This is a genomic window from Bythopirellula goksoeyrii, from assembly GCF_008065115.1.
In the GTDB taxonomy this organism is placed as follows: domain Bacteria; phylum Planctomycetota; class Planctomycetia; order Pirellulales; family Lacipirellulaceae; genus Bythopirellula; species Bythopirellula goksoeyrii.
This window is the reverse complement of the sequence record NZ_CP042913.1, coordinates 2,845,845-2,858,391: the sequence shown is the minus strand read 5'-3', so window position 1 is coordinate 2,858,391 and position 12,547 is coordinate 2,845,845. Positions and strand designations below refer to the sequence as shown.

Genomic DNA, 12,547 nt, shown 5'->3' with positions numbered 1-12,547 from the left:
ATCCATGTTGAGAGAATCCAAGACGCCCTTGATCATGTCTGCGATTGTAGTAGGAGTAGGTATCTCAATCGCATGGGCTTTTCTATGGGGCATCGGAGGTCAGTTAATGCGTGGGCTGATAGGCTCGGAACGCCAGGCCAATGAATCTTTGCATGTAGCCTTAGATGGTACCGTATTGATCGTCACAACTAGTGGTGGTAATTACGACGCAAAAAGAACTTATCGAACTCTGAATGGAAAGAAAGTGGAGCTTCAAGAGGAAGAGAATTCCCTCTATTTCCAAGGATTGCAGAATCGCCCCAAGCAGCCTGCTCTGCTTTCTTACCCGATCGAGTGGCGGTCGCGCATTGGCGGTACGACAGACACAGGAAATCCCGCAGTCTATTGGTACTTGATACGCGATAAATCACTTGAAGGACATGCCTATTTGGCTGGTTATGAGAGTCAGTCCCAACACTTGATCGGATATTTTGACCGCAAAGGATTTCATGAGACACTTCCACAAAACGTAGATTTATTCAACCTTCAAGGAGGTCTTGCTGGCTACTCACCTTTTTATTTCGCGAGCAACGGATACATGGAACCGCCCAGTACCAACCCTCAGTTTCGATATATGCGAGGTTCCTCCGAAATAGTTCCCCCCTACTGGATCATTTTTCTACTCGATGATGATCACATCTGGCGGATTGATTTGCGAGAACGCACACTTAGTATTTTCGAGACAACCTCCGACGCTATTTCAATCACAATGATAACCGAACCGTTGCCGTCACTAGCAGGAGAAGAAAAACAGAATGACAAATTGGAGCAGGCGTTAGAGGAATCGCGACGCAAAACAGTTCGCCGGCTCGCTGTCAGACATACAGATCGGATTGAGGTGTGGAATCCAACGGCAGAATCAAAGAAAGTCTTCACACTTCCGGATAGACTTCGTCAGGCAGATTTGCGAGCCTTATCCCTCGGAAATGGGCAAATGCTAATTCAACTTATTCACGGGCATTGGGAGCGAGGTTCGAGGCTGGAGTTAATTTGGTTGGACGAAGCTGGGACCGAAGTCAGGAACGAGAATCTTAAGCTAGTGGGCTATGTACCACCGAATCCGCGAACCCAAGCCTGGCAGATGGCCGGAACGGCACCAGTTCCCGCCTTATGGGGTTTTTATGAGTTTATCGGTCGACCTTTTGCCCTTATGAACTCTCGAGAAGTACTTTCTTATCAGCCTGCGATTAGTCGCACTTGGCGGGAAACATGGCCCGCGTGTGTGACGGTGCTCTTGCTCTCTACGATTGCAGCGTGGCAGGCGATGCGTTGGCACAAGCGGCACTATCTTTCTGGAGGAATCTTGTGGACCACGTTCGTATTCCTATTAGGAGTGCCGGGGCTGGTGGCGTACTGGCTGCATTTCCGAGGTTCGCCGGTGGCGAAGTGTGCCAGTTGCGGGCAGGAAGTTCCGCGGAATCGTGATACTTGTGCCCGTTGTGCAGAACCATTTCCTGAGCCGGCGCTCAAGGGTACAGAGATATTCGCGTGAGCACTGGTTGAAAGCAAGAAAGTGCAATATCGGCTAACGGTAGCCGTTTCTCCGCGCAGGGCGACCTCGCTGTCCCGGGAGAAGTTCCGCACCGTTCCGCGTGCCGATGGCTCGCCATAAGGTGAGGTCCACATCGTCCTTGATCGCCTTCACGCTGCCATCTCCAAAAGCAACATTCACGCTGTCGCGATGCAGACTGCGAGCAGCTATGATCGCGTGCTCGGCCGGCGTGTCGGGAATAAAACTCACCCCACAATCAATGCCCTCCCAGTTCGGCGGAGCCACATGGTTGTACTCTGTCGAGTCGTAGCCCGCAAAAGGCCAGCCGTTGCAATAATCGCTATTGGCAGGCCATCTACCGGCTGCCGTGAAGTTAAATGGTGAAAGCGATGGCGTGTATTCCAAACATCCCTGGAGCATCACATCGTTGCTAATAGTAACTGCAAGAGGACCAGACAAGACAATAGCCGTGTCGTCCACCATCACTTGGAGAGGATCCGTAGCATTACCTTTCGTACGCTCAGAAAAGAACACGGTTCGTGACAGTCCGTCTGAATACTCCTGGATTTCTAATCCTTGTTCACCGATCGTAAATGCTCCATTCCCCCCGGGATGATAGCGATCGCTTGGGCGTGGCTCACGTTGAGTCATCGATTGTGTGCGAGTTCCTGCCCCGGGCCCCTCACCACCGAAATTGTAGCGATAATTATTTTCGCCTATGCCGTTGTCCGTAGTATTGGGATCGCTGGGGCAGAGATAGAGAGGCATTGGCTGGGAGTAGGCATCGTAGTTGATATTGTACGGCTGGCCGTTGGACAACATTTGCTTGGCCTGAGCACGTTCGAAATCAATCAATTTATAAACGTCCTGCTGATCGACATAGGGAAGAATCCACACGTGCACAGAGTAGAAGCCTGTAGTATACTCTGTCGTTTGCGAGAAGCCAGAATAGCTGGTATATCCGCCGAGGATGAAACCATTTCTTGTCAAATCGGGGAATTGTCGTCCAGGCGGAAACCGACCGTTGGCACGTTCGTAGCAGCTCACTCCTCTCATGATCTTACGAAGTCGGTTTGAGCAGCGTTGTTCGCGGGATTCCTCGTTGGCCTTCAAGAGTGCCGGGATCAACAGAAACAAACTAAACCCGATTACCATCATCACGATGGCAAGTTCCAAGAGCGTGGTGCCCCGACGAAACGAGTGGTGATAACTACCAGAGAAGTGCCATAGTCTAGATTTCATCGCAAGGTCCCGCAGTGGATTGCACTTGCTGGCTGTCTCACCCGAAGAGTGAGCTCTTCGGGCCATTATAGCTGCTTGCAATCAATGATGCGAACACTTGTACCAGTCCGCACGGCATTGAGACGACGCCGGCTAACTTCAGATCTCATCTCCCCGTGCAAACTTCGCCAGCGTGTCCTGATATTGCTTCTTTCCCGCTTCGACAACCTTGCGGATTTCGCGGGCGTTCTCTTCACTTTCTTTGCGTAGCTCAGCGATCATCTGCAATGATTCGACCTGATAGTCTGAGATCGCCCTCACTAATTTCTCCAGTGACTCGGCATTGACGGTCGAACCGTAGCCAGCCTTGAGGGCCTCGCGTTCCAACTCTCGTCCTAATTCGGCAACGTCTTCGAGGCTCTTGTTCACGCCCCGCTTCAAGGCCTCGGTCGATTCGACCGCTTCGTGCAAGCCCTGCTGCGAAGTGTACACGGTGCCGAGAATCGTGAAAACATGCTCGTTGGTAGTAAAAAAAGTAACCGCCCGGCGATAAACCTGGTCTTTTACATCATGTGTCTGTTTGAGCTTGGTGATCAGGGTCTCACCAACGTCATAACCAATCGACAGATTCTCTGAGATGTCTTTGACCAGTTGGTAAAGGCGGTCTTGCTTCTGAAATTCATTGCGAGCTTCATCACGGGCAAGCTCCAATCGGCCTAGTTCACTTTCATCCCCCTCGTGTTCGTCGATTGCCTGTTGGGAGGTGGCAAGTGCTGCCTTGGCTTTCTCCAAATGCGGCAACTGTTCCTCCAACAATTCGCGAGCCAGAATCTCAGCTTCCTTGAGGGCAAAGCGGAAATCGATGTAGCCATCCATAATCGTCTGCTCGCGATTGAGCTGATCCTTCGTATCCGCGCAGACATCGCGATAGACTTCGACAATGTTTTCGAAACGGGCATGCGGAGTGCCGCGGTTCAATCGCATCCAGAGGTTGGATATCTTCTCGGTGACGCCGATTTTGCCGTCGTCGAGTTGGTCGATCATTTTCTTGGAATCTTCGCGAATCGAATCGAACATCTGGCTGATCTCCAGATAGCGATTCCCCACGTTGATATTCTCGACGTTGTCTCGCACGAGCTTGTTGAAGGCACTCATATGCTGGACTGTACGTGCAATAGCCAGTGCCTTCGGTTCATCAATATGGCGTACTTCCTCAAGCAACTTGATCAGTTCCGCAGGAACTTCTTGGTCCTTGGTGATGCCAAATTTTTCGAGTACGTCGACGGCCTTGTCCAGGTACTTCTGCATCCCTTTTTCGGTTTTTGTTTCAGACTTCTGGGAAGCGGTCTTTTTTTGTGTTGCTTGGGCAGCCATCTAGTTTCTCGCAATACTGGGTTTCGAGATTTGGATATTATGGTAGTTGTGAAAATGCTTTCAAAACTGATAGATTAGGTCTTTACGTCTTTACCACGCAGACGGGAATCCATTTCACGACCATCTCTGCCTACGTGGAGACGACGTTAGATTGTAGCAAGTCCGTTGGATCAGAAACAGTATTTCCCTAGACGGCCATTCCACAATGCCACAGATTCAAATCGCCCAACCACCTGCCCAACAGCAAGATCCGCCGGTCGAGAAGACCGAGGAAATAGGCACAACCGAACCAAAGCAGCTCAGCCTAGAGGAATTGCTGCGAATCATGGACGTGGCCACGACGCTGCGCAAAGAACACGATGTGGTCGAGGAGCAATTAAACCTGGACCAAATCAAAGTCCGTTTGAGAGAGCGACTTCTGGAAGCGGCCAAAGTGACCGGCGAGCGGGTGACGGCCGAGCAGATCGATACGGCAATCGAGAACTATTACGACAAGCTACACACTTTCGAAGAACCCAAGTGGAGCTTCTCAGTGCTCATGGCGCAGATCTACGTGCGACGAGCAACCATCATCAAGTGGGCAATTGGGATCGGCGCCATTGTGGCCCTGCTGTGGACCCTGTTGATCGCTGTCATGTTGCCCGTAGAACGGCCACTCTTGGCCGCTGAAACGAAGACGGGCAGGTGTGCCCGTCCTGCTTTCGGAACCCGCTCACTTGCCGCCTGCCAAGCAGTTGCAACTCTACAGGGGCAGCGGGCAACATGAGTGTGAATGCGCGATCGGGAAGATCGGTAGGCCATGCGATCCAGCAGGCCGTTTCCGGGGTGAACAATCACCTGCTGGAATGTCAATCTGCGATGAACCAACACGAACGCTCAATGAGTGAGCTAGTCGAACGGCGCGGACAATCGCTATTGCATCTGGCACAGCACTATTTGCCAAATATTGATCAGCAGACTATCGCAGGGAGCTTTGGCGAAGTCCGTAATCAACTCGCAGATATACTCGGCAGGAAGCAAAGACATGAGCGGGAAATCGAAAGAACTCTCCAGGCCGATGCTGCCGAAGAATCACGCCTGGAAACGGAGCTTGAGGAAATCACCGAGCGGCTGAATGAGAAAGTGGCTCGACGAGAAGAATTAGAGAAAGTAGTCGCCCAACGTTTGGAAACAGATGAAGAGTTCCAGCGATTAAGTAAGGAAGCGCTCATTGCCGAGAAGGAACTCAATCGCAACGAGCAACGAGTTGCGGAAATTCAGTCAGAAGCCGCTGAGAAGCTGCCTTCCTATGAGAAGAGTCGCCTGTTCAAATATCTCCACGATCGTGCGTATGGAACATCCGAATACATGAAGACGGGATTAACGAAGACGCTCGATGGCTGGGTTGCCAAGATGATCAAGTATCCACGTGCGAGGCGAAGTTATGATTTTCTTCGAGTGACACCCGAACTGGTCGCTCAAGAAGTGATCCGCCGCCGCGACCAATTCAACGGACTCATGGAACAGGTCGAGGCGATCGAGGATCGCTATGACGACGAGGTGGGGTTAACAACGGTCATGCGTGAGGGGCAGGAAGTTGGCGACCGACGGGATCGCGTGGTTGCTGCGATCTCCAATCAACAAGCGCTCACCGATAAACATCGTCAAGAACTTATCACCTTGGAAGGTTCGCAAAACGAATACTACCAGGAAGCCGTGAGTCGCATGAAGGTGTTCCTCTCGAATCTTGAAGACTGGCGGTTGGAAAATGCCTCGCGTTCGACCCCTGAACCCGATGACGACGAGATCGTGGCAGAGATTGTGCGGCTTGGCAAGGAACTAAATGAGAATAAACAAGAAGCCTCGAAACTGACTCACGAACATCAAGTTTGGAGAGAACGCACTTCTGATCTGCAAGCAGTCTGGCAGCAGTTCCATCGAGGGGACTTCGATTCGAGCCGCTCTTACTTCCCCTATGATTTTTCAATTGAATCCTATTTGGAAGAGTTCGTGCGTGGCCGTATCGACCGTGACCAACTCTGGTCTGCCATTCGATCTGCCCAGGAGTTCGCTCCTCCCTGGTACGACCAACCCCCCACGCGAAGGGACCGACATTATCAGGGGGATTTCTCCCATGTCTTGATGCGAGTGCTGTTGGACATTGCTGGACAAGCACTTGAAAATGCGGCGCGCCGTGGCATGCAACGCCGCAGTCCGATTCGGCAAGAACAGCGGCGTCAAAAAGGAAGGCCCGGGTTCAGCAGCCGAGGATTCACCGACGGTCGAGGGTTTTAGGTGGGCCAATACTTAGGATTTCGGGGTAAATCGGCTGATTTTCAGGGGAATGAGCCCTCTGCCCTTTTGACGCCTGATTCGCTACAATGAGAGCCCTCCGAAAACATCCTGCCGACTTATCAAGTCATTCAACTTCGTTGTGAAGGGATTCCACCATGTCTCGCCGTTTTGCATGTATTCTACTATTGTTGTTTTCTCACACTCTCCTGGTATCCCAGGTGGAAGGTCAGATCATTCGTCGGCTGCGTGAGCGTCGCGCGGCAGCTTTGGCGCCCGAGGCCACACCAGGAGATCCTGCTGCCGCTCCGATTCCGCGCCTGCGGGGACTACTGGCAAGGCGACTTCGGGCTCAAGAGGACCTCGTCGCCCAGGAAGACAAACAGCCTACACCGGCGTCTCCTGATGCGAAGGAAGCTGGAGCACCGGCGAGAGATTTAGCCTCGCGTCGGGCTGCATCTGGTTTGAGGCAGGCGACTGCGACACGAGCACCCCTGATTCCCAATTTTTCAATTGCTGACTTGGCTGCTTTAGACATGGATGGCTTGCAGACTGCGCTGGCTAATGTCGATGGCGCCTTGCAGAACGAGTTAAACCAATTCAGCTCGGCAGAGAGCTGGCAAGGGTTTCTCGAGTTGCCGCCCGAAGTCGTCGACGAACAGGCAGTGGATCCAGATGCACTAGAAGTCTCCCTGGATCGGTTTAATCGCGTGGCCAAGAACCCAGCATTCTCTCAAATATCGAGCCTGGCGAGCTTTGCCCAGACGCGGGGAATTTTGGCCGAGCTGGCCAATCGCACAGTCGGTCCAAAGCTGGGCAATGCTGCAGAGACCTCCGATGCGCCTGCGGGCCCGGGTCCAAGCGACATAACGGAAAGTACGGCCGAGCAGTTGCCTCCCCCTAAGCCACAAGCTCCTCCAGCTCGCCCGGGGCGCGTGAACGACGGTGAGCGCTCGATCTTGGTTCGTTCTGAATAAGCGTCCAGTTTAATGACATGCACACTCGATGTGCCTTTTGCTGAAATCGGTGTGACTTTTCCCTGTTCTGGGGATATAATCCGTAAGAATGATCAGTTTACGGCGTCTAAAGCTAAGGTGGCAGAGCGCCGCGTAGACTCTCGATTCCCTTTTGCGGAGGTTCTAGATGACTAAGCAAAACACTCGATTCATACTATTTTCCCTGGCTATAGCTGGGTTCTTCGGTGGGGCGGCGCTAATCTCGCAACCTACACCAATCGTTCTCGCGGAGACACCTGATATGCAAGAAAAAGAAAAAACTGACTCTATAGAGAATCTGGTAACAGCCACACTTGCTAATGGTTGTTTTTGGTGTACCGAAGCGGTGTTTCGCGAACTCAAGGGGGTTCATAGCGCTATTTCCGGATACAGTGGCGGCAGATCCAAGGACCCTACGTACAAGGAAGTTTCGACCGGGCTAACCGGGCATGCCGAAGTGATCCAAGTGAAGTACGATCCCCAGGAGATTAGTTTTGAAGAATTGCTCGAAGTCTTCTGGAAGACACACGATCCCACAACTTTGAATCAGCAAGGCGCGGACGTAGGAACGCAATATCGGTCGGCCGTGTTCTACCACAATGATGAGCAACGCCGTTTGGCTGAAGAATACAAACAGAAACTCGATGACTCGGGTGCTTTTTCCAATCCGATTGTTACCGAGATCACCAAGTTTGACTCCTTCTATCCAGCCGAGGACTACCATCAAGACTACTTTGCTTTGAACCACCGTGAACCCTATTGCAGGCGCGTGATTCAGCCGAAACTAAAGAAGTTTCGCAATGTTTTTCACGACAAGCTAAAAACGCGGAAGGAAATTGCCGCGATGGAAGAGACGGAAGCGGAAGCGAAGAACCCCGACGAGGTCGATTGGAAAAACGTCAATTGGAAAGCGAAACTTACCCGTGAACAATACCACGTAACCACCGAGGCGGGGACGGAGCGGCCTTTCAAGAACGAGTATTGGGACAACAAGAAGCCCGGTCTGTATAAGTGTGTCCGCTGTGGATTGCCTTTGTACAGTTCGGAAACCAAGTATGAATCGGGCACCGGCTGGCCCAGTTTTTTCAAGCCCATTGACGTGAAAAACGTCACTGAGCATTCGGACCGATCATTCTTCTCGGTTCGCACCGAGATCCGCTGTGCGCGTTGCGATGCCCACCTAGGACATGTATTCGACGATGGCCCCCAACCAACAGGTCTTCGCTACTGCATGAACTCTGCCGCGCTCAACTTCCAGAAAGCGGAGAAACCGGCACAGGAAAAGGAACCCGCCGAAACACCTTAACTTGCCAAACGCACGTGGGTGGCAATCCCCGGGCTGTTGGTTCAGCTCGGTTCGTAGCCTAAATTAGGAGCGAGCCAGCGTTCGACCTCACTGACTGTCATTCCCTTGCGTTCTGCGTAGTCGGCGACTTGCTCCGGCGAGATGCGATCGACGGCAAAATACTTGGCCTCGGGGTGAGCAAAGTACAGCCCGCTCACGCTAGCCGCCGGGTGCATGGCATAGTGTTCGGTCAGGGAGATGCCCGTTTGCTTTTCGGCGTCCAAGAGCTCAAATAGCGTACGCTTTTCGGTGTGATCTGGTTGAGAAGGGTAGCCTGGTGCGGGACGGATACCGCGATACTTCTCGGCGATCAAGTCTTCACTCGAGAGTTGTTCACTCTTGCCATAGCCCCACTCGTTACGAACGCGTGCATGGAGGTACTCGGCAAAGGCTTCGGCGAGTCGATCGGCCAATGCCTTCACCATGATGGAATTGAAATCGTCGTGGTCGGCCAAGAATTCGGCAGCAAGTTCGTCGCAGCCCAACCCCGTCGTGACCGCGAAGGCACCGAGGTAGTCAGCTCTGTCAGCTTCAACTGGCGCGACAAAGTCAGCGAGGGAGTAAAACGTGTCCTGCCCCTTGCGCTGCCACTGCTGGCGAAGCCCATGGAACCGGCAACGTTCTTTGGTGCGCGAATCATCCGTATAGACGACGATGTCCTGGCCTACGCTGGCGACCGGCCAGAATCCATAGACGCCACGGGCCTGGAGCAGTTCTTCGTTGCATATGCGGTCCAAGAGGGCCTGCGCTTCGTCGAACAGGCGTCGGGCTTCTGTCCCCAAATTTGCATCCTCAAAGATCTTCGGATACTTGCCCTTCAGTTCCCAAGTGAGAAAGAACGGGGACCAATCGATATAGTCCCGCAACTCGGCAAGCGGGAAATCTTCAATGACCCGTGTGCCCGTGAAAGCAGGTGTGGGGATATCGGTCTTCGACCAATCACAAGTGAATCGTTTGGCGCAGGCTTCGTCGTAGGGAGCCAAGGGGACTGCTTGGCGTTTGGCGTAGGACTCCACCAACTGCTGCTGCAATTTGCGATTCACTGCCTCAAAGAGGGGCTTGTTTTCCTCGCTGATGAGTTTCTCGACCACGCCGACCGAACGCGACGCATCGAGCACATGGGCCACGCAGTGCTCGTATCCCGGAGCGATTTTCACGGCCGTATGTTTTGCGCTGGTAGTCGCGCCACCGATCAAAAGGGGTCTCTCGCTTCCAGTGCGGTGCATTTCTCGGGCAACATGCACCATCTCGTCGAGGCTGGGAGTAATGAGACCTGAAAGGCCAATCACGTCGACATTCTCGGCGATAGCCGTTTCGAGGATTTTTTCGCAGGAGACCATCACGCCCAGGTCAACTACTTCGAAGTTGTTGCAGCCGAGTACCACGCCGACAATGTTCTTCCCAATGTCGTGCACGTCTCCCTTGACCGTAGCCAACAGTACTTTTGCACGTGCCTGCCCTACAGTTCCCGCAGCTTCCTTTTCAGCTTCCATGAAGGGAGTGAGATACGCGACGGACTTTTTCATCACACGGGCACTCTTGACGACTTGTGGCAAGAACATTTTCCCGGCGCCGAACAGGTCACCCACGACGCTCATGCCGTCCATCAACGGGCCTTCGATGATTTGCAGACAAGTGTCGTATTTTTGGCGGGCTTCTTCGGTATCTTCGTCGATGTACTTAACGATCCCTTTGAGCAAAGCATGGATGAGTCGCTTTTCAACGGACTCGGACCGCCATGCGAGATCTTCGCCGCTTGCCATACTCGTCTTCCCCTTGACCGTCTCAGCGAAATCGACCAAGCGCTCGGTCGCATCAGGGCGGCGATTGAGGAGAACGTCTTCAACCATTTCCTTGAGTTGAGGCTTGATGTCTTCGTAGACAGCGAGTTGACCAGCGTTGACGATGCCCATGTCGAGACCCGCCTGGACAGCGTGATATAAGAACGCGGAATGAATTGCTTCGCGCACCACGTCGTTGCCGCGGAAGGAGAAGGAGACGTTTGACACACCTCCAGAAACATGGACTCCAGGGCAGGATTCTTTGATGCGGCGAGTCGCATTGATAAAGTCGACCGCGTAGTTGTTGTGCTCCTCCATGCCGGTGGCGACGGTGAGTATATTAGGATCGAAAACGATATCCTCAGCGGCAAATCCGGCCTTTTCGGTGAGGAGCTTGTAAGCCCGTTGGCAGATACGCACTTTATTTTCTTCGTCGGCCGCTTGACCTTCCTCATCAAATGCCATCACCACAACAGCTGCCCCATACTGTCGGCAGAGCCTAGCCCGGCGCAAGAATTCTTCTTCACCATCCTTGAGGCTGATCGAGTTGACGATCGACTTGCCCTGCACGACCTGCAAACCCGCTTCCAGGACGGTCCACTTGCTGCTGTCAATCATCACCGGGACCGCGGCGATGTCGGTTTCTCCTGCGATCAGCCGCAGGTATTTGGTCATTACGGCTTCGCCATCGAGCAGACCCTCGTCCATATTGATATCGATAATATTCGCCCCTCCCTCGATCTGACCTCGGGCGATTTCGATGGCCTCGTCGTAGTTTTCCTCTTTGATGAGCCGCGCAAACTTGCGCGAGCCGGCGACATTTGTCCGCTCGCCGATCATGAGGAAATTGCTTTCGGGGCGAAGCGTCATCGGCCGCGTGCCACTCAAACGCAGCAGAGGTTCGACACTCGCAGGTTTGTGTGGGCGAACTCCTTCCATGCGGGCGGCGATCGCTGCGATATGGTCGGGGCCTGTTCCACAACAACCGCCGACGATGTTAAGCCAACCCGCGTCAGCAAATTCGCCAACGAGTTCCGCCATCTGAGCAGGACTGAGATCGTAGTGCCCCATCTCGTTGGGAAGCCCCGCATTGGGGTGACAACTGATTCTCACGGGGGCGACTTGCTGGAGCGTTTCCAGATGGGGCCGCATCAACTCAGGACCCAGCGCACAGTTCATCCCGACCGAAAGCATGGGGAAGTGAGAGACGGCCGTCCAAAATGCCTCGACTTCTTGGCCGGAGACGAAAGTCGCCCCTCCCTTGTCGAAAGTGGCGGAGATCATCACCGGCACTCGGCTACCAATCTCGCCGAAGTAACGCTCGATCGCAAAGAGGCAAGCCTTGAGATTGAGCGTGTCGATCACTGTCTCGGGCAGCAGAATGTCCACCCCAGCCTCGACCAGGGCAACCACCTGGGCATAGTAAGAGTCGGCCATTTCGGCAAAGGTCACAGCACGATAGCTAGGATCATCAACCTTGGTACTGATTGCCGTTTGCTTGGTGGTTGGCCCGATCGAACCCGCCACGAAGCGAGGCCGGTCGGGATTGCGCTCAGTCAATTCATCGCAAGCCTGTCGGGCACAGGCTACCGCTGCGGCGTTGATCTCGCGCACCAAGCCCACAGGCAGGTTGAATTCGTCCATTCCAACGGGGCTGGCGCCAAAGGTATTGGTCTCGACTATGTCTGCCCCCGCTTCCAGATAACGCCGATGGATGGCGGTAATGTCTTCAGGACGCGTGAGGCAAAGTATGTCGGCAAAGTTTTTGAGATCGCGATCGTGATCGGCGAACCGTTCGCTGCGGATGGCGGCCTCATCGAGTTGGAGGGCCTGGATTTGCGTCCCCATGGCTCCATCGAGTACGAGGATTCGCTCATCGAGCAAGGCTTCAAGCTGGGCTGTACAGTCGTGGAAAGACATATTTGCGGTAAATACTACTGTGTTTAACGGGTTAGAATGAAGCCGGTCAGTATCGCAAATGCGACTGGTGAGTACAATGTGCCTAATAGGGAGTGCAATCTTTCAAATA

8 protein-coding genes are annotated in these 12,547 nt (G+C 53.4%); 5 read left to right on the top strand and 3 right to left on the bottom strand.

Translation table 11 applies throughout. From position 1 onward, the window contains the following. Positions 1-4 precede the first annotated feature (4 nt). Positions 5-1,531 (top strand): hypothetical protein, encoded by a 1,527-nt coding sequence (locus tag Pr1d_RS11295; RefSeq protein ID WP_148073622.1) that lies wholly within the window; start codon positions 5-7, stop codon positions 1,529-1,531. 33 nt (positions 1,532-1,564) lie between these two features. On the opposite strand, the gene Pr1d_RS11290 is transcribed toward Pr1d_RS11295, so the two are convergent. Both Pr1d_RS11290 and Pr1d_RS11285 read right to left on the bottom strand, forming a co-directional pair. Beyond that, positions 1,565-2,773 carry a DUF1559 family PulG-like putative transporter gene (locus tag Pr1d_RS11290; RefSeq protein ID WP_168205183.1) on the bottom strand — a complete coding sequence of 403 codons (1,209 nt, stop codon included), beginning with the start codon at positions 2,771-2,773 and terminating at the stop codon, positions 1,565-1,567. Positions 2,774-2,911: 138 nt separating this feature from the next. Next, a complete protein-coding gene (locus tag Pr1d_RS11285) occupies positions 2,912-4,126 on the bottom strand; it encodes a cell surface protein (protein WP_148073620.1) in 1,215 nt (404 codons plus the stop codon). Between the two features lie 205 nt (positions 4,127-4,331). Between Pr1d_RS11285 and Pr1d_RS11280 the strand changes: the two genes are divergently transcribed. From Pr1d_RS11280 to msrA, 4 genes are all read left to right on the top strand, one after another. Further along, on the top strand, positions 4,332-4,892 hold the full coding sequence (locus tag Pr1d_RS11280; protein ID WP_148073619.1) for a DUF6384 family protein: 561 nt from the start codon (positions 4,332-4,334) through the stop codon (positions 4,890-4,892). Positions 4,893-4,894: 2 nt separating this feature from the next. Further along, positions 4,895-6,400, top strand: coding sequence for a hypothetical protein (locus tag Pr1d_RS11275; protein ID WP_210417957.1), 1,506 nt, complete (start codon positions 4,895-4,897; stop codon positions 6,398-6,400). A gap of 155 nt (positions 6,401-6,555) precedes the next feature. Continuing rightward, positions 6,556-7,374: a hypothetical protein gene (locus tag Pr1d_RS11270; protein ID WP_148073617.1), complete on the top strand. Its 819-nt coding sequence runs from the start codon at positions 6,556-6,558 to the stop codon at positions 7,372-7,374. A gap of 166 nt (positions 7,375-7,540) precedes the next feature. Further along, positions 7,541-8,698: a peptide-methionine (S)-S-oxide reductase MsrA gene (msrA, locus tag Pr1d_RS26250; protein ID WP_148073616.1), complete on the top strand. Its 1,158-nt coding sequence runs from the start codon at positions 7,541-7,543 to the stop codon at positions 8,696-8,698. Between the two features lie 41 nt (positions 8,699-8,739). On the opposite strand, the gene metH is transcribed toward msrA, so the two are convergent. After that, entirely contained in the window at positions 8,740-12,438 is a 3,699-nt protein-coding gene (gene metH / locus Pr1d_RS11260; RefSeq protein ID WP_148073615.1) for a methionine synthase, read from the bottom strand. Positions 12,439-12,547: the final 109 nt, after the last annotated feature.

Coding starts and splice junctions, on each gene's coding strand:
- Pr1d_RS11295 (WP_148073622.1), top strand. CDS start 5: ATGTTGAGAGAATCCAAGACGCCCTTGATCATGTCTGCGATTGTAGTA.
- Pr1d_RS11290 (WP_168205183.1), bottom strand. CDS start 2,773: ATGAAATCTAGACTATGGCACTTCTCTGGTAGTTATCACCACTCGTTT.
- Pr1d_RS11285 (WP_148073620.1), bottom strand. CDS start 4,126: ATGGCTGCCCAAGCAACACAAAAAAAGACCGCTTCCCAGAAGTCTGAA.
- Pr1d_RS11280 (WP_148073619.1), top strand. CDS start 4,332: ATGCCACAGATTCAAATCGCCCAACCACCTGCCCAACAGCAAGATCCG.
- Pr1d_RS11270 (WP_148073617.1), top strand. CDS start 6,556: ATGTCTCGCCGTTTTGCATGTATTCTACTATTGTTGTTTTCTCACACT.
- msrA (WP_148073616.1), top strand. CDS start 7,541: ATGACTAAGCAAAACACTCGATTCATACTATTTTCCCTGGCTATAGCT.
- metH (WP_148073615.1), bottom strand. CDS start 12,438: ATGTCTTTCCACGACTGTACAGCCCAGCTTGAAGCCTTGCTCGATGAG.